General features: G+C 60.0%; 18 protein-coding genes, 1 tRNA gene and 1 pseudogene. 13 read left to right on the top strand and 7 right to left on the bottom strand.

Annotation, left to right across the window (positions count from 1 at the left end):
• Positions 1 to 331: 331 nt before the first annotated feature.
• The 4 genes and pseudogenes from ihfB to AAE514_RS00500 form a co-directional block, all read left to right on the top strand.
• Positions 332 to 637 (top strand): annotated as a pseudogene (gene ihfB, locus AAE514_RS00485) (integration host factor subunit beta); the annotation flags it as partial.
• A gap of 33 nt (positions 638 to 670) precedes the next feature.
• Positions 671 to 970 carry a LapA family protein gene (locus tag AAE514_RS00490; protein ID WP_347329521.1) on the top strand — a complete coding sequence of 100 codons (300 nt, stop codon included), beginning with the start codon at positions 671 to 673 and terminating at the stop codon, positions 968 to 970.
• Positions 971 to 975: 5 nt separating this feature from the next.
• On the top strand, positions 976 to 2,160 hold the full coding sequence (gene lapB, locus AAE514_RS00495; RefSeq protein WP_347329522.1) for a lipopolysaccharide assembly protein LapB: 1,185 nt from the start codon (positions 976 to 978) through the stop codon (positions 2,158 to 2,160).
• A gap of 236 nt (positions 2,161 to 2,396) precedes the next feature.
• On the top strand, positions 2,397 to 3,380 hold the full coding sequence (locus AAE514_RS00500; protein ID WP_347329523.1) for a malate dehydrogenase: 984 nt from the start codon (positions 2,397 to 2,399) through the stop codon (positions 3,378 to 3,380).
• 118 nt (positions 3,381 to 3,498) lie between these two features.
• Here AAE514_RS00500 and AAE514_RS00505 read toward each other — a convergent pair whose 3' ends face one another.
• Positions 3,499 to 4,395, bottom strand: coding sequence for a D-hexose-6-phosphate mutarotase (locus AAE514_RS00505; protein ID WP_347329524.1), 897 nt, complete (start codon positions 4,393 to 4,395; stop codon positions 3,499 to 3,501).
• Positions 4,396 to 4,541: 146 nt separating this feature from the next.
• On the opposite strand from AAE514_RS00505, the gene rapA reads away from it, so the two are divergent.
• Both rapA and AAE514_RS00515 read left to right on the top strand, forming a co-directional pair.
• The gene (rapA, locus tag AAE514_RS00510) at positions 4,542 to 7,460 is read left to right on the top strand and encodes an RNA polymerase-associated protein RapA (protein ID WP_347329525.1); all 2,919 of its coding nucleotides are present in this window, start codon (positions 4,542 to 4,544) and stop codon (positions 7,458 to 7,460) included.
• 26 nt (positions 7,461 to 7,486) lie between these two features.
• A complete protein-coding gene (locus tag AAE514_RS00515; protein ID WP_347329526.1) occupies positions 7,487 to 7,768 on the top strand; it encodes a hypothetical protein in 282 nt (93 codons plus the stop codon).
• Positions 7,769 to 8,010: 242 nt separating this feature from the next.
• Here the strand turns inward: AAE514_RS00515 and AAE514_RS00520 are convergent, their stop codons facing one another.
• Entirely contained in the window at positions 8,011 to 9,828 is a 1,818-nt protein-coding gene (locus AAE514_RS00520; RefSeq protein WP_347329527.1) for a DEAD/DEAH box helicase, read from the bottom strand.
• A 695-nt stretch (positions 9,829 to 10,523) separates the two neighbouring features.
• Between AAE514_RS00520 and AAE514_RS00525 the strand changes: the two genes are divergently transcribed.
• Positions 10,524 to 10,943, top strand: coding sequence for an HIT family protein (locus tag AAE514_RS00525; RefSeq protein ID WP_347329528.1), 420 nt, complete (start codon positions 10,524 to 10,526; stop codon positions 10,941 to 10,943).
• 78 nt (positions 10,944 to 11,021) lie between these two features.
• Here the strand turns inward: AAE514_RS00525 and AAE514_RS00530 are convergent, their stop codons facing one another.
• Both AAE514_RS00530 and AAE514_RS00535 read right to left on the bottom strand, forming a co-directional pair.
• A complete protein-coding gene (locus tag AAE514_RS00530; protein ID WP_347329529.1) occupies positions 11,022 to 11,525 on the bottom strand; it encodes a DUF3806 domain-containing protein in 504 nt (167 codons plus the stop codon).
• Positions 11,515 to 13,089: an FMN-binding glutamate synthase family protein gene (locus tag AAE514_RS00535; protein ID WP_347329530.1), complete on the bottom strand. Its 1,575-nt coding sequence runs from the start codon at positions 13,087 to 13,089 to the stop codon at positions 11,515 to 11,517. The genes AAE514_RS00530 and AAE514_RS00535 overlap by 11 nt, the downstream gene beginning before the upstream one ends.
• 110 nt (positions 13,090 to 13,199) lie before the next feature.
• On the opposite strand from AAE514_RS00535, the gene AAE514_RS00540 reads away from it, so the two are divergent.
• From AAE514_RS00540 to AAE514_RS00555, 4 genes are all read left to right on the top strand, one after another.
• Positions 13,200 to 13,952 carry a DUF748 domain-containing protein gene (locus tag AAE514_RS00540; protein ID WP_347329531.1) on the top strand — a complete coding sequence of 251 codons (753 nt, stop codon included), beginning with the start codon at positions 13,200 to 13,202 and terminating at the stop codon, positions 13,950 to 13,952.
• A 179-nt stretch (positions 13,953 to 14,131) separates the two neighbouring features.
• Entirely contained in the window at positions 14,132 to 15,349 is a 1,218-nt protein-coding gene (locus AAE514_RS00545; protein ID WP_347329532.1) for a glycoside hydrolase family 26 protein, read from the top strand.
• 331 nt (positions 15,350 to 15,680) lie between these two features.
• On the top strand, positions 15,681 to 17,216 hold the full coding sequence (locus AAE514_RS00550) for a putative bifunctional diguanylate cyclase/phosphodiesterase (RefSeq protein WP_347329533.1): 1,536 nt from the start codon (positions 15,681 to 15,683) through the stop codon (positions 17,214 to 17,216).
• On the top strand, positions 17,216 to 18,754 hold the full coding sequence (locus AAE514_RS00555) for an alpha/beta fold hydrolase (protein ID WP_347329777.1): 1,539 nt from the start codon (positions 17,216 to 17,218) through the stop codon (positions 18,752 to 18,754). The genes AAE514_RS00550 and AAE514_RS00555 overlap by 1 nt, the downstream gene beginning before the upstream one ends.
• 91 nt (positions 18,755 to 18,845) lie before the next feature.
• Here AAE514_RS00555 and AAE514_RS00560 read toward each other — a convergent pair.
• A tRNA-Asn gene (locus AAE514_RS00560) sits at positions 18,846 to 18,921 on the bottom strand.
• A 229-nt stretch (positions 18,922 to 19,150) separates the two neighbouring features.
• Here AAE514_RS00560 and AAE514_RS00565 point away from each other — a divergent pair.
• Complete coding sequence (locus AAE514_RS00565) at positions 19,151 to 19,774, top strand: DNA-J related domain-containing protein (RefSeq protein ID WP_347329534.1); 624 nt, start codon at positions 19,151 to 19,153, stop codon at positions 19,772 to 19,774.
• Positions 19,774 to 20,520, top strand: coding sequence for a spermidine synthase (locus AAE514_RS00570; RefSeq protein WP_347329535.1), 747 nt, complete (start codon positions 19,774 to 19,776; stop codon positions 20,518 to 20,520). Before AAE514_RS00565 ends, AAE514_RS00570 begins: the two co-directional genes overlap by 1 nt.
• Here AAE514_RS00570 and AAE514_RS00575 read toward each other — a convergent pair.
• Positions 20,515 to 21,558 (bottom strand): class I SAM-dependent methyltransferase, encoded by a 1,044-nt coding sequence (locus AAE514_RS00575; protein WP_347329536.1) that lies wholly within the window; start codon positions 21,556 to 21,558, stop codon positions 20,515 to 20,517. The genes AAE514_RS00570 and AAE514_RS00575 overlap by 6 nt on opposite strands.
• On the bottom strand, positions 21,551 to 22,240 hold the full coding sequence (locus tag AAE514_RS00580) for a pseudouridine synthase (RefSeq protein WP_347329778.1): 690 nt from the start codon (positions 22,238 to 22,240) through the stop codon (positions 21,551 to 21,553). The genes AAE514_RS00575 and AAE514_RS00580 overlap by 8 nt, the downstream gene beginning before the upstream one ends.
• Between the last annotated feature and the right edge of the window lie 5 nt (positions 22,241 to 22,245).

The following is a 22,245-nucleotide window of genomic DNA, read 5'->3' on the forward strand; positions in this document are numbered from 1 at the left end:
CCACCCGTTTTTGGCAGGTGCGCTTCGCTTACCGTGCCCTACACCAAAATTTGGCACAGAGGCCTGGGAGGGGGATGCCTTCCCTGGACCGTGGAGCGGGGGACCCGCGATTCGAGCCTACAGGGATGTATTTACGGCGTGTCCAGGGAAGGCATCCCCCTCCCAGGCCGCTCTCTCTGGAGCGTAGGACGCGATACAGCGTGCCGAAAGGGCCTGGAATGGCCCCCTTGCGTGTGTGGAAAGTCCGGTATAAGCTAAGCCTAAGTTGTTGAAATAGGACAAAAATAAGTGCAAGGCCAGCACGGGGCGCAAAAGCGCTCTCTTCTCCAATAACAGGGCAGCCGCCATGACCAAATCGGAACTGATCGAGTACATCGCCGAACAGCAAGACCAACTCCCCGTCAAGGACATAGAATTAGCCGTCAAACTGATTCTAGACCACATGGCCGACATACTCTCCACAGGAGAAAGAATTGAAATTCGCGGCTTCGGCAGCTTCTCCCTGCATTATCGCGCACCGCGCATGGGGCGCAACCCAAAAACCGGAGAAACCGTCGAGCTTGACGGCAAATACGTACCCCACTTCAAACCGGGAAAGGAGATGCGCGACCGTGTTAACGAAAGCCTTCACCACTAACCCCGGCGCCCAAGGGCCCAAGGACACGACCCCATGAAAACCCTCTCACGCTGGGTCAAAATCGCACTCATCGTGCTCGCATTCGTTTTGGGCATCTGGTTCGCACTGGAAAACGCCCAAACCGTCCCCGTCAGCTTCATGGGCCTAGAACTGCCCACCCTGTCGCTGGGCGTCTGGCTGCTTCTGTTCACCGGCCTGGGCGTACTGCTCGGCATGGCCGTCAGTCTGCCACCCGTCATGGGCCTGCGTCGGCGACTGCGGGCCAAAGAGCGGCAGGTGGCCCGGTGTGAGAAAGAACTTAAACAACTGCGCCTGCAACCCATTCGGGACTGATCGCTATGGTCGACATCGGCTTATTCGGCCTGATCGTGGTTGCCATCGCCGCCGGATTCTTCCTCGGGTGGCGCCAGAGGGGGCGTCGGCTACAAGAAGATACCCGCCACTTCGGGCCCAAATACTTCAAAGGGCTGAGCTACCTGCTCAATGACCAGGCCGACAGCGCGGTCGATGCCTTCATCGAATCCCTGGAAGTGAACCCGGATACCCTGGAAACCCACCTCGCGCTTGGCAACCTGTTGCGCCGCCGGGGGGAAATTGCCAAGGCCACCCGTATCCACCAGAATCTGCTCGCTCGCCCCAGCCTGACCACGCCCCAACTGCATGAAGCGCAACTTGAGCTGGCACGGGACTTTATTCACGCCGGGTTGCTCGACCGGGCGGAGGGGCTGCTTCAGGAGCTGGTCGAGGTCAACAGCCAATACAAGCCCGAAGCGTTGGGTCACTTAATCGAAATTTACCAGGACGAAAAAGACTGGGATAAAGCCATTGAGGCGGCCAATCAACTCAACCATCGCCGGTTCGGCCGCAACAATGGTGCCCGTGCCATTGCCCGCGCGCACTTTTGCTGTGAGCTGGCCGAAGACGCACTGGAGCGAAACGATGTCTTGGACGCCCGTCGGCGGCTGCAAAAAGCCCTGGGTTATGATCGTCAATCCGTTCGGGCCAGTCTGTTATGGGGGCAGTTGGAGCACAGTCTGGGTAACGAGCGAGAAGCCTTGAAAGCCTTGCAGCGCATTCCCCACCAGGATCCGGAGCTGCTGGTGGAAAGCCTCGACCTGGTATGTGCCTGCTATGAACGGCTGGGTGACCACAAGGGGCTTCAGCGCTACCTGGAAGAACTCCTGGCCCAGTACCCGAGCAGTTCTCTAGCCATCAAAATGGCCGAGCAGGTGCGCTGGGCCAAGGACGACTACGCAGCGGCGGACTGCATTGCCGAGCACCTCCGGCGCCGGCCCACCATTAAAATGTTGAATCGGCTGGTAGAGCTGCACCTGCTCCACTCGGAAGGACGGGCGCGAGACAACCTACAGCTACTTAAGCAGCTGGTCGATCAGGTACTGGAAGCCAAACCCAGCCACCATTGCCGCAAATGCGGTTTTGCGGGCAACCAGCTGCATTGGCTGTGTCCCGGCTGCAAAACCTGGGGCAGCATCACCCCGATTACGGGGGTGGAAGGCGAATAGCAATGCCCGTTTTCCTGGATTCCGGCCGGTGTTCAAGCGCCCCGTGCCGGGAAAATTCGCTTCTCAGGTGAAATTTTCTCCCAATTCCCTATAATGACCGGCCGTCAGGCTGCATCGGTTTAACCTCCCACAACAAGACAGCCGGCCATCCCCACGGGTCGGAGCCGCCGGAGCAGTATCGGCGAGGAACCTCGGGGAGCAAGTCAATGAATTCATACCTAAAACGGAGACACATTGTGAAAGCACCTGTACGCGTTACCGTCACCGGCGCCGCCGGCCAAATCAGCTACTCCCTTCTGTTTCGTATCGCCGCGGGCGAGATGCTGGGCCCGGATCAGCCGGTGATTCTGCAGCTGCTGGAAATCACCCCCGCACTGAAAGCCCTGCAAGGCGTAGCGATGGAATTGGATGACTGCGCCTTCCCGCTGTTGGCCGGCATGGAATGCACCGATGACGCCGCTGTGGCGTTTAAAGATACTGATTACGCCCTGCTGGTAGGCGCTCGTCCGCGCGGTCCCGGCATGGAGCGTAAGGACCTGCTGGAAGCCAACGCCAAGATCTTCTCCGCCCAGGGCAAGGCCCTGAATGACCACGCTTCTCGCGACGTTAAGGTTCTGGTTGTCGGCAACCCGGCCAACACCAATGCGCTCATTGCCCAGCGCAACGCGCCGGACTTGGACCCCCGCCAGTTCACCGCCATGACCCGCCTGGACCACAACCGGGCCATGACCCAACTGGCACAGAAAACTGGCAAAACCATCAACGATGTGACTCACCTGACCATCTGGGGCAACCACTCCTCCACCCAGTACCCCGACATTCACCAGACCCAAGTGGCCGGCACCAACGCCATGGAACTGGTCGATCAGTCCTGGTACGAGAGCGAGTTCATTCCGGTGGTTCAAAAGCGCGGCGCGGCGATTATCGAAGCCCGTGGCGCCTCCTCGGCCGCTTCCGCCGCCAATGCCGCCATCTTCCATATGCGTGACTGGGCTCTGGGCTCCGCCGAGGGTGACTGGGTAAGCATGGGCGTTTACAGCGATGGCAGTTACGGCATCGAAAAAGGCCTGATTTACTCATTCCCTTGTGTGTGCAAGAACGGTGACTGGGAAATCGTTCAGGGTGTGGAGATCAATGAGTTCTCCCGCGAAAAAATGCAGGCCACTGAAAAAGAGCTGCAGGAAGAGCGCGACGCGGTGAAGGACTTGCTGCCGGCTTAACCGCTGCTTCGTTGTCGGATTACGGCCCTGGCGGGCCTAATCCGACACTTAATGATGACATTCGCGCAACTTCAGTAGGTCGGCCTTGCGCAAGGCGCGTGATTCGGCCCCGCACCTGTCAAGCCGCGCTAATGTTCACCATGGCCGCACGCCTCTCCCCCGGCGCCAGCGTCCAGCCTTCCTCCAGTACCGCGCCTCTTTCCAAGCACACAAAACCGCGCTCATTGCCGGCCCCCATATCCGCCATGCTTGCCGCTTTTTCGGGGCCCGGGTTCCAGGTCACCAGGCTCGGGCAGTTGTGGTGCTCAATGCGAATTCGAGGGGTGGGCTCAAGCGTCACGGGCGTTTCCACAGAGGGGAATACTCGGTCGACTTCGCCGCTGAAGGTCAAAGGCCCAGACTGCTTGGCGGGCTCATGTTGCTTCAGGTTATCCAGGTATGTGCATTCTTTGAGGGCGGGAACCCGCGCTTTGTCCAGATCGCTCACCGGCAGGTAGCTGTGCAGTGCCCAAGTGAAATCCACCGGCTGCTCGGCTTCGTTGGTCAGGCGCAGTTCCAGTTCAATTTGGTGCCCCAGCATCATTCGCAGCTCGGCCTTGAAAGGTGTTTCAAACAGCTTATCGCCCGGGTGGGGCAGCTCGAACCACAGTTCGCACCGGCCGTCTTCGCCTTCGGCCACCTGGCTCAGGGTCCAGTCCCGGGTACGGGCAAAGCCGTGCTGGGGTTTGTCGCCGTCGGGGTGAGGGCCAAACCAGGGTAGGCACACCGGGATGCCGCCGCGCAATGCCTTATCGGGTTGGAAGTGGCACTGGGGGCTGAGCCAGAGCAGGGGTGTGCCGTCGGCCCTGGTAAACGAGAGCAATTGCGCCCCCTGGGGCGCGATAATGGCCTCGCATCGGGCCGTTTCAACCCGAATCAAGGGCAGGCCCTCTCCTTCGGCACTTGGGAAGAGGGTGCGGCTATCGGTCAGGGTGACGCCATTGTAGGGTGCTACAAGCTCGGCGAGCGCTGGCATGGTCTCTCCTTTTACATACATCGGATTAGCGAGTTAATGACCCTTATTCTACGATATCCACGTCAAACCGGACTATCCTTTGGCTTTCGGGCACGCAGCCAGTATCATGCGCATCCTGAAATCAGTGACGAAGAAAAGAGGCGGGCGTGAGTCAACAGCAATTTATGATCGGTCAGCGCTGGGTGAGTGACACCGAAGCGGAACTGGGCCTAGGTATTGTACTGGAAGTGGATGAGCGCCAGGTGACGCTGAGCTTTCCCGCGGCGGGGCAACGGCGCACCTACGCGCTGCGCAGCGCGCCCGTCAGCCGGGTGCGCTATCAGGTGGATGAAGTGGTTAGCCACCAAGATGGCACCACCATCACCATTACAGAGGTGCTTGAGCAGGGCTTGTTGCTGGCCTACCAGGGCCGCACGGAAGAGGGCGAGGAGCATTTGATCCCCGAGTTTGAGCTGGACAGCTTCGTGCAGTTCAGCACCCCCCGAGAGCGGTTGTTTTCCGGTCAGATCGATAAATACAGCCACTTCAGTCTTCGGCATCAGAGCCTGGAAACCCTGCATCGCCACCGCCAGAGCCAGGCATTTGGTTTGACGGGGCCGCGAGTACAGCCTCTGCCGCACCAGCTCTATATCGCCAGCGAAGTCGGTCGTCGGCCCGCCCCGCGTGTGCTATTGGCCGATGAAGTGGGGCTGGGTAAAACCATTGAAGCCGGCTTGATCCTGCACCAGCAACTGATGACTGGCCGAGTAAAACGCGCCCTGGTAGTCGTGCCCGAAAGCCTGCAACATCAGTGGTTGGTGGAAATGCTTCGGCGCTTCAACCTCAGTTTCACATTGTTGGACGAGGCCCGCTGCCAGGCGATAGGGGGGTTGGATGATATCGATCCGGCGCTGCTGCCCGATGACGAGGAAATCGAAATCGCCGAAGCGGAGGACAACCCCTTTGAAAGCGAGCAGCTGATACTGTGTTCCCTGGACTTCCTGGTCAATAACCCCCAGCGTCATGAACAAGCGCTTGAGGCCGATTGGGACCTGCTGCTGGTGGACGAAGCCCACCATCTGCAATGGCATGACGGCGAGCCGAGCGCGGCTTATCGCTGCGTTGAAGCCCTCTCCAAAATCGCCGAAGGCCTGCTGCTGCTTACCGCCACCCCGGAACAGCTCGGGGTCGAGAGTCACTTCGCCCGACTTCGCTTGTTGGACCCGGACCGCTACCACGACCTTGACGCCTTCCTGGCGGAGCAGGAGCAATATGCCCCGCTTAATGATCTGGTTCAGTCGCTGTTGGTGGCCAGGGACGCCGAGCCGGCGACCTGGCCGAGCGAGCTGGAAGACTCGCTGGCGAAATACCTGTCAAAAGACGATATTGGCGAGCTCGCCGCTCGGGCCGAAGACCAACCCCGCGAAGCCCTGGACAGCGCTATCCACCAACTACTGGACCGACACGGCACCGGCCGAGTGCTGTTTCGCAACACCCGCGCCTCGGTCTCGGGCTTTCCCGAACGCAAGCTCCACGGCCACCCCCTCGACCTGGATGATGATGACCTGATGGCGCTGTGCGAACGGTCGTTGGAAGACCATCTGCACCCGCAGGAATTTTGGTTGGAGCACACCGGTGACGACTGGTGGCAAGTGGACCCGCGAGTAGACTGGCTGGGTCAGTTTCTGAAACACAACAAGGGTCAGAAGGTTCTGGTGATTTGCGCCAGCGCCGACACCGCCCAAGCGTTGGAGCTATTCCTGCGCCTGCGCAAGGGCATCGCCTCCGCGGTTTTCCACGAGGACCTCAGCTTGCTGGAGCGCGACCGCGCCGCCGCTTACTTTGCCGACCACGAGGCCGGGGCGCAGGTGTTAATTTGCTCGGAAATTGGCAGCGAAGGTCGCAACTTCCAGTTTGCCCAGGAGCTGGTGCTGTTCGACCTGCCGCTGAATCCGGACCTGCTCGAGCAGCGCATCGGCCGCTTGGATAGAATCGGCCAAACGGGCCAGGTTAATATCCATGTGCCGCACTACGCCGATACCGCCCAGGAACATCTGTTGTACTGGTACCACCGAGGGCTGGACGCCTTTGAACACACCTGCGCGATTGGCCGCACACTGTACGACGAATTTGAGAACCGTTTGCTAACGGCGCTGACCGACGCCGACGACGCCACCTTCGACACTCTGTTGGAGGAGACCCGCTCCCGCGCCGATACACTGCGCCAGCAACTGCAAGCCGGACGGGATCGCCTGCTGGAGCTGAACTCCTGCCAGCCGGAGAAAGCGGCGCCTTTGGTGGAAGCGTTGAGTCAGTCCGACGAGACCTTGCCGGCGTACCTGGAACGGGTGTTTGACGCCTTTGGTATCGATCAGGAAGAGCACTCGGAAGGCGCCTGGTTGGTTCATCCGAGCGAGCATATGCGCGTGTCCCATTTCCCCGGTTTGTCGGAAGAGGGCATGACCGTCACCTTCGACCGCGACCTCGCCCTGTCTCGGGAAGACATGCAGTTTCTGAGCTGGGAACACCCCCTGGTGCACGGCGCCCAGGAGATGGTCGCCCATAGCGAGTTCGGCAACACTGCTCTGGCCACCATCAAGCTGCCCCCGCTCAAGCCCGGCACGCTGCTTCTGGAAGCGTTGTTCGTTCTCCATTGCCCCGCGCCTCGCGCCCTGCAACTGGATCGCTACCTGCCCCAGTCGGTGCTGCGAGTGTTGCTCGACCCGAAAGGCAAGGATCTGAGCTCGGCGCTGGAGGCAGGCAAGCTGGACTCCTTGCTACAAAAAGTCCCGCGCCCCAGCGCCCAGGACGTGGTCCGCCACGCCCGCCCGCAACTGTCCGACATGATCGACCAGGCCGAAGCCCTGGCCGCGCCGCAGCAGGAAAAGCTGGTCACGGCCGCAAAAAACAGCGTGCGCCAAGCGTTGGAGGCGGAACTGTCCCGTTTGAAGTCCTTGGCCGAGGTCAATCCGAATGTGCGACAAAGTGAAATCGAGGCGCTTGAGCGTCAGCTGTCCGACTCGGAGAAGTATTTGAATCGTGCGCAGCTGCGTCTGGACGCGGTGCGTGTCATTATGACGGTATAGCGCTTCGGCGCGAGTGAGAGACGTTTATGTATATTTTTTCCGCCAATGGCACCGCTCGTGTGGACCGCGACGATATCAAGAAGGGCGATAAGAAGCCGTTTATTGTGTACATTGATTTTCTGGATCTGTTCGGCGCGGAGCAGCTGTGCAAAATTTATTTGATGCGCGCGGGCTTCACCGATATTGAGATCGAGAAGCGCAAGTTTGTCGAGGAAAAACTCAGAAAAGACCCCCGAGTGATCGAGGCCGACAAAGCCATGCAAGCCGCCATCGAAGGCGGCTACATGATTCAGATGTTTGATGAGTAGCGTTTTGGTATTTTAAATCTGGGTCCGGTATCCCCCACTCGAACCTCAGTGCCACTACTAACCAAAAAGCTACGTAGGGGGTAGGGTAGGTAAGCGAAGCGCCACCTACCAAAAAACATCACGCCAAAATCCCAACCGCAACCATTGTTGGTGGGTGCGCTTCGCTTACCGCACCCTACGCGTTACCTGCAGTTTGCCTCGGAGGAGCTCACGGGACCACAACAGTTGAGAGCGTTCTACAATTAAACACCACTCTTCCCACGATAGCCCTTGTTCTTCTGATCCTTCGTCCGAACCTTCGACTTGGGCTTCTTCGCCTTCGCATCAAACTTCTTCGGGCCACGCTTCGTATCCGGCTTCGGGCCGCGACGCTTGGGGTCCCCACTGGGCGCAGGGCCGGCTGTACGCGGACCATTATCCTCACTGATATTCAACGGACGATTGCGCACATGCACACCCTTCAACACCCGCATTACCTCAGACGGCATCCCCTTGGGCAAATCCACCGTTGAAAACTCATCAAACAGCTTAATGTGACCGATAAATTGACTCTCAATCCCCGCCTCATTGGCAATCGCACCCACGATATCCCCCGGGCGAACCTCATGGCTGCGGCCCACCTCAATGCGGTAGCGCTGCAAATCACTTTCCGGCACCCGTGGCTTATTCTGTCTCGGGGCGTTCGCTTCACGTTCGAGCTTATTCTTACCCTTGGTCGAAGGCTTCTTGATCTCCGCAAACTTCACCTGCAAGGGCCGCTCTTTCTGAGCCAGGTACGCCAGCGCCGAGGCAATCTCCTCCGGGGAGCGATCCGTCTGATGACTGAAATCAGCCAGCAACTCATTGTAAAAACTCAGATCAATACTCTGATCGAACACGTTCTGCAGCGTCTGCTTGAACTGATCAATCCGGTGGGCGGTCACCGTTTCGCCCGAAGGCAGCTCCATATGCTTGATCGGCTGACGGGTCGCTTTTTCAATGGTGTATAGCAAGCGCTTCTCGCGGGGCGCGACAAACAGAATCGCCTTGCCGGTACGGCCCGCGCGACCGGTACGGCCGATGCGGTGAACGTAGGCTTCACTGTCGTAGGGAATGTCGTAGTTCAGTACGTGGCTCACACGCTCCACGTCGATACCGCGGGCGGCCACATCGGTGGCGACCACGATGTCGAGTTTGCCGTTTTTCAGGCGCTCGATCGTGCGTTCGCGCAACTGCTGGTTCATATCACCATTGAGCGCCGAGGCGGCGTAGCCGCGCGCTTCGAGCTTCTCTGCCAGCTCCACCGTGGCGTTTTTGGTGCGGGCGAAGATGATCATGCCGTCGAACGGCTCGATTTCCAGAATGCGGGTCAGGGCGTCCAGTTTGTTCGTGCCGCTGACCATCCAGTAGACCTGTTCGATGTTGTCACCGGTGGAGGTCTGGCTGGCTATTTTTATTTGTTCCGGCTCGCGCAGGTAGGTGTTCGCGACCTTGCGGATTTGCGCCGGCATAGTGGCGGAGAACAGCGCGGTTTGGCGCTCGCTCGGAGTGTGTTCCAGAATCCACTGTACATCGTCAATAAAGCCCATGCGCAGCATTTCGTCGGCTTCGTCGAGTACCAGGCTTTGCAGCTTGGACAGGTTCAGGGTGCCGCGGCGCAGGTGGTCCATGACTCGACCGGGTGTGCCCACCACGACTTGCGCTCCGCGCTTCAATTGGCGAAGTTGCCCGCCCATGTCTCCGCCGCCGTAGATGGGCAGTACTTGAAAGTTGGGGATGCCGCTGGCGTAGCGCTTAAAGGCTTCGGCCACTTGGATGGCGAGCTCGCGGGTCGGTGCCAGCACGAGGATTTGCGGTTCGCGCTGTTTGCTGTCGAATTTGGACAGCAGGGGCAGGGCGAAGGCGGCGGTTTTTCCGGTGCCGGTTTGGGCGGTGCCGAGGATGTCTTTGCCGGCCAGCAGCGGGGGTATGGCGGCGGCCTGAATGGGGGATGGTTGTTCGTAGCCGACGCTTTGGATGGCTTGGAGTACGTCGTCGGAGAGGCCCAGGTCGGTAAATAGGACGGGGGTTTGTTCGGTCATGTGTTGCCTCAATATGCAATAGGCGCGCGGCGGCCGGCTGGGGCTGCGGGAATATGGGCGCGGTGATGTTGGGGTGTTGTCGGTGAACAGGGGGTGCGATCTCGGCGGTTCCGGGGCCTTATCGCGGCACGTTTTAGCGAGGTGGTAACGGGCGGTGGCCGGTTGTGTTCGCTAGGGCTGGTTTCAGCCGGACGGGTCCGTGTCGATTTCAGCGCTGCCCTGTAACACCATTTCCCCAAACGCATAGAGGGCTTTACTGAAGAGGCGCGCAGTATAGGCGGATTTTTAGTCAGTTGCCAGTATTTTCTTTTGGATGTCTAGGGTGAGTTTGGTGCCAGTGGCCCGGTCCGGTGTGGGGTGTGCTGTTTTCGGACACGCCGTAAATACATTCCTGTAGGCTCGAATCGCGAGTCCCTCGCTCCACGGTCCGAAAACAGCACACCCCACGCCGCACCTACCTATTCTAGCCTGCAAGGCGAATGCATGGGTCCAAGACTCTCTGAGGCATGGATGCCGATGAGAAGCCCCCATGGACGGGTTCACGGCGGGTCTTGGGCCCATGCATTCGCCTTGCAGGCGTCTCTACGGAGCTGCGATATCCAACTCGCGAAACATGGCGTTGAACGTGCGCTTTCTCCCGTACAACCAATGTTATCCTTACTCCAACAAACCCATCGTTAAGAAGGAGACGTCCCATGGCAAGCGTATTTACCAAAGTGATTTCCGGCGAATTTCCCGGCCACTTCGTCTGGAAAGACGACAAGGCGGTGGTGTTTATGACCATTCAGCCCATTCGCGAGGGGCATGTGCTGGTGGTGCCGCGCGAGGAGGTGGACCACTGGGATGACTTGTCGCCCGAGTTGCTGAGCCATTTAACGCAGGTCAGCCAGAAGGTGACCAAAGGGCTGAAGGAGGCCTATCCGGCCAAGCGGGTAGGGATGATGATTGCCGGGCTGGAGGTGCCTCATACGCATATTCATCTGGTGCCGTTGGATTCCATGGGGGATTTGAGTTTCGATCATGCCAGCGGTGCCGAGGCCGAGGAGTTGGCCGCGGCGGCGGCGAATATTCGGAAGGCATTGGTGGCTCAGGGGCACTCAGAGGCGGAGCTGTAACGGGCGGGTCGCCCCGGTAGCGGACGAGCGGGCCCTTTTGCCGCTCGTCCACATCTATCCCTCGACGCGGTGGGTCAGTTACGGACCACCGTAGGGGGCTTTGGGAAGGTAGGGTTCGACCAGTTCCATGGCTTCGTTGTAGACCCGCTCGACGTCGGGCTTGATGCCGGCTTCCATGCGACGGGAGAGCATGGTGATCGGAAACAGGCACTGGCGGGTGTCTTCGATGCACAGGGCGCGGCTGCGGCCCAGGGCGTCTTCGTAGACTTTCCATTCCAGTTCATCGACTTCACTGGCCATGACGTTGCCCAACACGGCGCCCAGGGCCTGAAGCTTGAGTGTTTCCTCCCGGTCGATCAGCTCCCGGTCGATGATTCGCTGCAGGGTGTTGAGGTCGCTTTTGTTTTCGCGGATGGGTGTGCCGAGTTTGGTTCGAGCGAGTTTTTCGATGCTCTCAACCTGTTGGGCCATATGATTGCGGTCCATCCAAGCGAAGTCGCTCACGGTGGCTTCCTGGGCTTGAGAGAACGATGCGAAGAGTGAGAGTAGCAACCCAAGGCTCAGCAGCGCTTTAGGATTCATGGTTTACCTCTTGTACGTTGGACGTTTGGTTTGCTTTGGATTTCTGGGCGGACGAGAACTCGCCGTCGCCTATCAGAGTAACGGGTTCGGGGTAAAGTTCATCCAGCGGCTGGGACAGGCCCGATTGCAGCACCATGTGAACGTGTCGACGCCGCAGCAGCCGCGGCTCGGCGACGCCGCAGGCGTGGGCAATCAGCCCCACGCTGTAGGTCAGGTTGCGCTGGTAGTGGGCCACGCGTTCGGCCTTGTCGGTCGGGTCCAGGCCGCGTTGCAACTTGGGGTCGTGGGTGGTGACGCCGGTAGGGCAGGTATTTCTGTGGCACTGCATGGCTTGAATGCAGCCGAGTGAAAACATAAAGCCTCGGGCGCTGTTGATAAAGTCAGCGCCGCAGGCAATGGCCCAGGCGACCATGGAAGGATTGATGAGCTTGCCCGAGGCGATCACTTTTACACGCTCTTTCAGGCCCGCTTCCTGCAGCAGGTCGCACAGCCAGGGCAGGCTTTCCTTTAGCGGCAGGCCGACGTAGTCCATCAGCGGTTGGGGCGCGGCACCGGTGCCGCCGTCCGCGCTGTCGAGCGTAATAAAGTCCGGTGCGCGATCAGCCCCGCGCACGCGAATGGCCGCGACCATATCCCGCAGCCATTGCTTTTCCCCCAGTACGGTTTTAAAACCCACCGGTTTGCCGGTTACCTGGCGCACGTGGTCCACCATATCGAGCAGGTCGTCCACCGACCGAATGTCCGGGTGGCCGTTGGGGCTGATGGACGGGTGGCCTTCCGGAATACCTCGAATCGCCGCAATTTCCGCCGAGACTTTCTCGCCCGGCAAAATACCGCCCTTGCCGGGTTTGGCCCCTTGGCTCAACTTGATTTCAAACATCTTGACGGCGTCCTTGGAGGCCAGGGCCGAAAGGCGCTCATCGGAGAGTTCGCCCTTATGGTTACGGGCACCGTACTTGGCCGTGCCCAGTTGAAAAACCAGGTCGCATCCCCCCTCTTCATGGTAGGGCGACAGCCCCCCTTCGCCGGTGTTCAGCCAGCATCCGGCCTTGGCCGCGCCCCGGGAGAGGGCGCGCACGGCCGGGTGTGAAAGGGCACCGTAGCTCATGCCGGAAATATGAAAAAATTCGCTGGTGGTGTAGGGTTGGCGGCAGTAGGGGCCAATGGTCACCGCCGAGGGCAGGGCGGCGTCCCGCTCCAGAGTCGGGAAGGCTGAGTTCATAAACAGCACCGTGCCCGCCGGGTTCAGGTCGCGAGTGGAGCCAAAGGCCAGGTTCAGGTCCAGGTTCTTTGCCGCCCGGTAGACCCAGGCCCGCTCCGTGCGGTTAAACGGCATTTCCTCGCGGTCCATGGCGAAGAAGTACTGCCGGAAGAACTCGCCCAGATGTTCGAACCAGTAGCGAAAGCGACCGATGACCGGGTAGTTACGCCGAATGGTATGCCGGCGCTGGGTGACGTCCACCACGTACATGCCGGCAACGGTCAGCAGACCGACTCCAATCAGGGTGACAAATAGCAAGACCATAATGGTCAGCAACTTCAGGGCAAAAGCGTCGTCAAACATACGGGCCCAGGCTCCAGCGGGGTTTTAAGGTTGGCGCTGTTACAAACTGGGCGCTATGATAAGGCTTTTAGCGGCCTCAGGCCATGCGACGCGAGAAAAGAGGGTGCCTCATGAAAGCTATAAAAATTATCGCCAGCATTGTAGTGGCGCTGCTGGTCGTCATCGCCATCGCTTTGTTTATCGGTTATAAAAACTTGAACACTCTGGTGGAAGCGGCCATCGAATCGGTTGGGCCCATGGTTACCAAAACCGATGTTCAGGTCGATAGCGTCAATATTGAACTGACGGAGGGGCGGGGAGCGATCCATGGTCTGACCATCGCCAACCCCGAGGGGTATTCGGACCGCCCCATCTTCCTGGTGGATGAGGCGGTGCTACAGATTCGACCCGGCTCGATCACCGAAGACGTGGTAGTGATTCGCGAAATTACCGTCGATGGCGCACGCCTTAACGCCGAGCATAAGGGCCTGACGAACATCAACGTCAAAACGCTCCTCGACCAGATGCGCCCGGGCTCGCCCGAAGAGCCGCCCAAATCCACCACCGCCAGCCCCGATGTGCGGTTTATGGTGGAAAAGCTTAATTTCACCAACGCCTCTCTGGACCTTCGTTCCGAAGAGCTCGGTCAGCGCGAGTTGGCCATGGAGGATGTTCAACTGACCGATCTGGGTGACCGGGAGCAGGGCTTGACCCCGGCTCAGCTCACCCGCGCCATACTGGACCCACTGCTGCAGCGGGCTCGTGCCCGCGTTGAGGAGGAAGTGAAGTCAGAAGCCGAAGGGGCGCTCAAAGACGAGGTTGAAGAGCGTCTGTCGGACGACGATAAAGAAACCGTGGACAAGGTTCGTTCTCTGTTCGATTGACTCCGGCCGGGGGTGCCACAGTCACTATGGCGCTGCAACGGCGGCGCCTGTTCTTCGCAGAACTCTCTTCACCATTGCCCACGTTCTAGCCTAAAGAGCCACCAGGTGCAAAAAGCTTTGCGTTGCATCTGTAACCGGTTACAATAGGTGCTAACACAAATAACGGTGAAAGGTGTTCTATGACCCAGTTTTTTCATTCTCTGAGCCGCTGGCTTCTAGCGGTGTTTTTGTTGGTCGCGCTGGCCGCTTGCCAACCCACTCAGCCGCAGACCGCGCACCCTTCCGTCGAGCCCGCCAATGCCGAGGCCACCCCTGCGACCCGGGCGCTGCTGGCCAACTTGCATGACATCAAAAACCAAGGCTTTTTGTTTGGCCATCAGGACACCACCGCTTATGGCGTCCAGTGGGAGAACCAGCCCGACCAGTCCGACGTCAAGCGAGTAACGGGAGATTTTCCGGCGCTTTATGGCTGGGATGTCGGGCACCTGGAACGGGGCGATGACAGCAACCTCGATGGCGTCAGCTTTCAGCGAATGCGTCAGTGGATGCTGGAAGCCTTTGAGCGCGGGGGAGTGGTGACGGTGTCCTGGCATATGACCCATCCGGGCACCGGAGCGGACTCCTGGAACACCGACACCGGCGCCGCTTCACTGCTGCCCGGCGGCGAGGATCACAGGGCCCTGAAAGCCTCCCTGGACCGCTTCGCAGCCTTTGTCCGTTCCCTTGAGGTGGACCTGCCGGAGGGTGGGCGGGGGCCGATGCCCCTGATATTTCGCCCGTGGCATGAACACAACGGTGATTGGTTTTGGTGGGCCAAGGGCGCCACCGCCGAGCAAGACTATATCGAGCTCTGGCGCTTTACCGTTGACTACTTAACGCAAACCCAGGGTCTCGACAATCTGCTTTTCGCTTTCTCCCCCGATCGCAGTCGCCTGGCGTTGGATGACTTTGAGACCGCCTACCTTTACGGCTATCCCGGCGATGGTTATGTCGATATTCTGGGCATTGATAACTATTGGGACTTGGGGCACGGAAGCAACGAGGCTCCAAAAGCCGAAAACCTCAAGCAGTTTGTCGCGAGCCTGACAGAACTGGCGAAACTTGCCGCCGAACGCCACAAACTGCCCGCCGTGACCGAGGGCGGCCAAGATACCCTCTTCGAAGCCGATTTTTTTACGGAGCGTTTGCTAAGTGGGCTGCTAGCCAATGAATGGACGCGGCAAATGGCTTATGTCCAGCTCTGGCGCAACGCCAACCGCGCGCGCGAGAATAAGGAACACTTCTACGTCCCTTACCCCGGACACCCGGCCGAAGCGGACTTCCTGGAGTTCTACGATCACCCGGCCACTTTGTTTGAAAGCGACTTGCCGGCCTTGTACCGCCATGCTCAGGACTAGCGCCTGTACGATGAGACGGGCGTCAGTGGGATATAGAGAGGGTGTCCGCTGGGTTGCCGTTTGAAGGTTGATGGCCGACCCAGAGAGGGAGACCCGCTCCGCTTAACCGCGGAGGCGGGGGCCGGCATCAGGAGCGCCGAGCTGGGCGCCCATAGGGGCATTTCCCGTCACTGCGCAACCCTGGCGGACACCTGTTGAGAGTATAGCAACCAGCGCCGGGAGCGATACCGGCGGGCTAGATTGTTGCGGAGCAAAAACCCGGATACATATGGCCTCGAGGGCATAGGGCTGCTATGCTCAGGCCAACACAGCCCCTAATAATTACGCCTCTATGACCCCGGTTCGGATCGCTCTCATTTACTTTTCGCTCGCCACCCTGTGGATCTTGCTCTCGGACCGATTGTTGTTCGGGTGGGTTGCCGATGACTCCACCAGCTTTCTGTTCTGGCAGACGGCCAAGGGCTGGCTGTTTGTCGGCATTTCGAGCGTGCTCATTTACTTTCTTGCGGCTAAGTTGAGTGGAGCGTCGGCCCGTCAGTTGGAAATGAAGCGACGCCACCTGAATCTGCTTCGCCGCAAAGCCTACACCGACTATCTTACCGGCTTACCCAACCGGCGCTTTGGGTTGCGCCGGGCCCGGCGTATGATTCGGCAGGCCGAGCGGGTGGGCAGTGGTTTTGGCATGGTTTTGCTGGATGTGGATGACTTCAAGCGCGTCAACGATAATTTCGATCAGCGGGCGGGAGACGAGCTTATTGTCGCCGTCGCACGACGGTTGGAGCGCCAACTGGAGACGGGCGAGCAACTGATCCGCCAGGGTGGGGACGAGTTTATGCTCTTATGCGCAGGCGTTGAGGGACGTCACCGTATCGGACGAAGAGTCACCACATTGCAGGACTCGCTCGCCAAACCGTTTGAGCTGCAGGGTATGGAATTGAATATTACCGCCAGCGCCGGCATCGCCTGCTACCCCGAGGATGGGGCGACGCTCCCGGAGCTGACTCGCAACTCGGACTTGGCGTTGCATCAGAGCAAGCGCTATAAAAACTGCTGTACCTTCTATAGTCCGGCGTTTGCCGAAACCCTTTTGCATCGTTTCGATTTGCAGCAGCGCTTGAGCGACGCTCTGGAACAGGAAGCGCTCACGGTTCACTTTCAACCGATTTACGACACGCGGTTGGGCCGCTATACGGGGGCGGAAGCGCTGGTGCGCTGGCCAGCGGATGACGGCGCCATCCCACCCTCTGAATTTATTCCTGTCGCCGAGCAAACCGGGCAGGTACGCACTCTCGGTAACTTCGTGCTCAAGCGCGCTTTTAGCCAAAGTGCTGCCCTGATGAAAGAACTGGGCGTGCCTTTAACCATCGCCGTCAATATTTCCCCCGTGCACTTTGCCGGCGGCCGCATTGTGCGCGATGTTGAACAGGCACTGGCCTCTACGGGAATTGACCCGCGCTCTGTTATTTTGGAAATTACCGAAGGGGTATTGCTTAACAACGTGCATGAGGTGTCGGAATGGCTTCATCGCCTGATTGCCTTGGGCGTATCCATATCCATGGACGACTTTGGCCAGGGGTATTCCTCCCTGAGTTATTTGCGCGATCACCCGTTTCGCTACCTAAAGATAGACCGCAGCTTTATCCAAACGCTGGAGCACTCTCCCAAGGACCGCGCGCTGGTCGAGGCAAGCGTGACCATGGCCCGTGCACTGGAGCTTAAAGTGGTGGCTGAAGGCGTGGAAACTGAAGGGCAGAAAGCAATCTTGCGCGAACTTGATGTGGATTATTTGCAGGGTTTCCTGCTGGCCCGGCCAATGCCCGCCGAGGACTACCGGCGGCTGCTACAGGCGGAGTCCCGTAAGGCGTGATGAGAAAAATACTGTGGCTCGGCCTCGGTATGATGTTGATCGGGGGCATGCTTGCGGGGTCGTGGTTCGCCTCTCGGTCGGAGCCCGACCCCTCTGAAAAACCCGACCCAACCGGCTATCAATGGCGCGAACGGGCCTGTGATTTTGCCACGGACTGGCGCACCGAAGTCCGTTGCGGGGACTTGCTGACCCCTACCTACGACACTCCCGAAGGAGCGCGGCGCTTTCGGTTGCCGGTGGCAATACTCAAATCCGACGCGCGCCAGCGGCGGGCGGACCCCATTATCTACCTGCCCGGCGGCCCCGGTGGCTCGGCAGACCTCACCGATGAGGGCATCGAGTTTTGGCAATCCTGGCAGCTATACACCCGGAGCCGGCGCGACGTCATATTGATCGACCGGCGCGGCGTGGGCAAAAGCGACCCCGCGCTCACCTGCCCGGAATACGATCGCTACAGCGAGGCCGTTCTCGCCGAAGCCATCTCCGAGCAGCAAGAAAACCGCGAGGCGGGGGCCATTCTGCAGCGCTGCTTTGAGCGGCTCGAGGCCTCCGGCGCTTTTCGGGCAGAGCAGTTCGGGACGGCACGCAGCGCCCAAGACCTGGCCGCCCTCATGCGCCTGCTTCCCTATGACGAGTACAACCTAGTGGGCGTTTCTTACGGCACCCGCCTGGCGCTGGCTACCGCCGACCTAAAACCCGTCCGGCAAGCCAACCGAGTCCGCAGCCTGGTGTTGGACTCGGTTTATCCGCCGGACCAAGGGGGCCTGATTAGTTGGCCCGGTATTGTCACCGAGAGCGTCGAGCGCTTTCTCGCCTGGTGCGAAGGGCGGGTAGGGTGCGCCGAAGCCGTGCCGGACCTGGACGAGCTCCTGGCCCGGGCCCTGGAATCCCTCGCAAATGAGCCCATGCACCTGACCATTCCTTCCTGGTACGGGAGCGAAAGCCACCCCGTGGCCGTGGATGACCGGCGGTTGTTCACCGCCGTGTTCGGTGCCATCTACGACCGCCGCCGCTGGCCCGACATTGTCGAGGGCCTAAAAGGCGCCGCCGAACGGGACGCGGAAAAACTCTCGCCTCTCATTGAAGCCTTTACCAACCAAGCCCTGAATGGCGGCCTCTCCTATCTGACCTTTATGGCTGTGGACTGCCTGGACCACACCCTGGGCACCGAAGCGGAATACGCCGCGCAACTGGAACAATACCCGCAATACCGCCAATACCTGGAACGGTGGGACTCCCACGTTTGCCGCTGGCTGGGCGCGGCGGAAAAGCCCCTTGAACCACTAAAACCGCTAGCCGTTCCCACCTTAATCATGGCTGGCGAACTGGACCCGGTCACCCCCGCCCAATGGGCCCGCGACTTGGCCCAATCCTGGCCCTCCGCCCAACTCTACGTGGCGGACGACATCGGCCATTCCGTCCTCTGGTCGGACACCTGCGCCGAGTCCAGCCTGGGCTCGTTTCTGGATAACCCGCAAGCAGACTGGACCCCGAACGGACCGCGCGGGCCGAAGGGGAAGAGGGAGCCTTGCGAGTAAGAAAACGGGAGTGATGTTGGAGCAGAAAACGCGGGCATAAAAAACCACCCAGGGTAGGGTGGTTTTTCGGTCTAGCGCGTGGCTAGTAATTTGGCTCCGCCTGCTGGGCTCGAACCAGCGACCCAATGATTAACAGTCATTTGCTCTACCAACTGAGCTAAGGCGGAGTAGCGCCTTCCTGTCTGGAAGTGGTGCGTATCCTATAGTCCGCTTTTGTCGTGGTCAACCCTTTTTTAGGAAAAAATGTCGGTTCTGGTGGGTCTTTGTGCAAATTGTGCAATTCGTGCCCAGTTGAGCGTAAATTCCGGGCGTTTTCAACGGGTTAGCATCGGTGGGCGAAGGAGTCATCGGCGCCTTTGGGCTGCTTAATACGCCCTCTTGCCCTATACTGGGGCCATGTCTGATAAGTCCTCCCACTGGCCCGAACAGGCCGAACGTAACCCGCTGCTGGCGCCGGTGCAGTCGCTGCTGGAGCGTGCCGGTGAGACCCCGCAAAGCGAATTTACCCTGATTAAGGGCCTAAAGGCCCAGGGGCTGGTGGCGCGGGATTACAGCTTTCACCCCCTCTCCCTGTTTCGGGTGCATTTCCAGGTGTTCAATGCGCTCTACCGCCTGCAGCCGGTGATGGCCGAGCAGGGCTGGGCCCTGGTGATCTCTCCGTTGGCCACCTATCGTCGCCCCCTGCGCGAAGGGGAGAGCGCTCAAGCCCTGGCCGAGGAGGGTGACAGCGCTCTGCGGGACTTTTACCTGGACTGGAGCCAATACGATGCGGCCACCGAGGATACGGTAGTGGAGCTGCTCGCGGGCTTCTGGCGGCGCATGGAACGGGGCAGGGCGCCGGATGCCCAGGAGCGGGCCGACGCCTTGGCGGAGCTGGATCTGGAGGACCCGGTAGCGCCGGAGCAGATTAAACGTCGTTACCGGCGGCTTGCCATGGACCATCACCCGGACCGGGGCGGGTCCCAGGCGCGCTTGCAGCGTATCAACGCCGCCATGGCTATTCTCGAGCGCGGCCAGTAATGGCGCTACGTTGGTTGCGGCACGAAGCGGGGGTGCGGTATGAGGTACGCAGCGCCGGTGGCACGCTGCGGCTGTATAGCAATGGTGTGTTTCACAGTCAGTACAATCCGGCCCAGCCGGTGACTGGCAGCGTTTGGGACTTGCTACTGCTGCCGGCGTTTGCACTGCCCGCCGGACGGCCGGCCCGGGTGTTGCTGTTGGGCGTGGGCGGCGGAGCCGTTATTCGCCAGCTTAATACCTTTTTGTCGCCGGACCTGATCGTGGGCGTGGAGCTGAATCCGGTGCACCTGGAGGTGGCCCACGGCCATTTCGGGGCGGCGGCCAACAACGTCTGCCTGTTGGAGGCGGATGCTCGGCAGTGGCTGGCGGCCTATCGCGGGCCGAGCTTTGATCTGGTGATCGATGATCTGTTCGGCCATGTGGAGGGGGAGGCGGTTCGGGCCATTGCGGTGGACACGGGTTGGTGCCGGGAGTTAATGCGCGTGCTCTCGCCCGAGGGGGCGTTGGTAATGAACTTTGAAAGCGAGCGGCAGTTGCGTCGGGCCGCCCTTTGGCGGGAGCCGCCATTGCGCCGGCATTGGGCCGACGGGCAGGTGCTAACCACGCCCCATTACGAGAACGCCATTGGCGCCTTCTTTAGGCAGATGCCCGATTGGGGTGATTTTGAGCGGCGGCTGAAAGCACACCCGGAGCTGGACGCTCGCCGAGCGCACTGCCGGCTGCGCTACCACCGAAAACCCTTATAGCCCCAGGCGCACGACTTTAAACCCTTCGTTGTCACTCAGTGTCTCAATGCGGCTGAAAAGCCCCTGGGCTTTGCGCTCCAGTGGAATGAACTGATTCACCACAAACAGCGCGATGCCTTCCGGCTTCAAGTGTTGATGAGCGCTGTGCAAGAACCGCTCGGTCAGGTCGCCACGGGTGGTGAAGCCTTGGTGAAAGGGCGGATTGCATAGCACGGCATCGAAGGTCTCGTCGATGTGTAGGGCACAATCATCGGCAACCACTTCGGCGTTTACCCCATTGCGCTCGGCGTTGAGCCGGGCCATGGCCACGGCGGCGGCGTTGTTGTCGGTCATCACCCGGCGCTTCAGCGGCAAGGCTTTTGTCATCAACCCGAGATATCCATAGCCACAGCCCAGGTCGAGCAGGGTGTCGGGCCTTTGCTGCTCCAAAATGGGTTGAGCCTGTAGCCACAATAGTTCGCTGCCACGGTCGATTTTCTGCCAACCGTACAGGCCGGGTTTGCTGTAAAGCGTTATGCCCTGATAGTCGGCAATGGGGCGTGCCTGGGGGTAATCGTTGTCGGGCAGAACGGCTCCCAGGGCGTCACCGCGTGTAAGGCGGGCGGTATATAGCTCGCCCTGTTTGTGGGCTTTGTTCGAAGCGCCCAGGTAGCGGGCCGCCTTACTGATATAAGTTTTAGTGCCTTCGGCTTTATGACCGCAGAGCACCAGTTCACCGCCGGGTTTGAGTTGGCGGCCGGCGAGGTTGATCAGATGGTGGGCCAGGGGCTTTTCCTTGGGCACCCGGCAGTACACCCGGTCAAAGCAGGCGTGGTCGAGCGCCTGCTCGTCAAAGTCACTAAACAGTGCTGTGAGACCGGCGCGGCGAGCCTGTTCGGCCGCATCCCACCGGTTGCTAATGACCGTGAGCGTCTCCGAGCCGGCACTGGGAAACCGGGCCGCGCTGTTCTCATCCAGGCACCAGAGTCTATTAAAGTGGGGCTCTTGCGCGAGCACCTCAATTAGCCATTCGGTGGCCACATCGCCTGGCTCAGACACTGTTCACCTCTTCCTCGGTCAATGTACGGTAGTGCCCTTCGGGCAGCTCTGGGTCCAACTGGATGCGGCCCACCGATGCCCGGTGAAGGGCGGTGACGCGATTGCCCAAAGCGGCGAACATGCGCTTTACCTGATGGTAGCGCCCCTCTGTGAGGGTCACCCGCGCCTGGTGCGAACCCTCAATGACCAGCTCCGCCGGTTGGGTCGGCTTGGGTTCGTTTTTCAGGACGATGCCGTTGCGAAACGCTTGGATGGCAGAGGGGGCAATCGGGTCGGCGGTGGTGACGCAATAGACTTTGGCGCAAGTCCGGCGTGGCGAGGTAATGCGATGGTTCCACTGGCCGTCGTCAGTAAGGAGCAACAGTCCGGTGGTGTCCTTGTCGAGCCGACCGACAATTTGCAGCCCGGAGGCCAGGGTGCCGGGCAGTAAATCCAGTACCGTGCGTTGACTGGCATCCTCGGTGGCGCACACAAGGCCGGCGGGTTTGTGAACCATCAGATAGCGTGCGCCGGGCAGGGTGAGTAAGTGGCCGTCCAGGGTGACGGTTTCCTCTCCCGATAGCCCGAGCCCGGCGTTTCGCACGGGCTCGCCATCCACCGCAATCCGCATTTGGTGCAGCACCTGCTTCACGGATTTGCGCGAGAGGCCGGTGCACTGGCTGACGTATTTATCGAGTCGCATCGTCA

It is taken from the genome of Marinimicrobium locisalis (assembly GCF_039822625.1).
Taxonomy (GTDB): Bacteria; Pseudomonadota; Gammaproteobacteria; order Pseudomonadales; family Cellvibrionaceae; genus Marinimicrobium; species Marinimicrobium locisalis.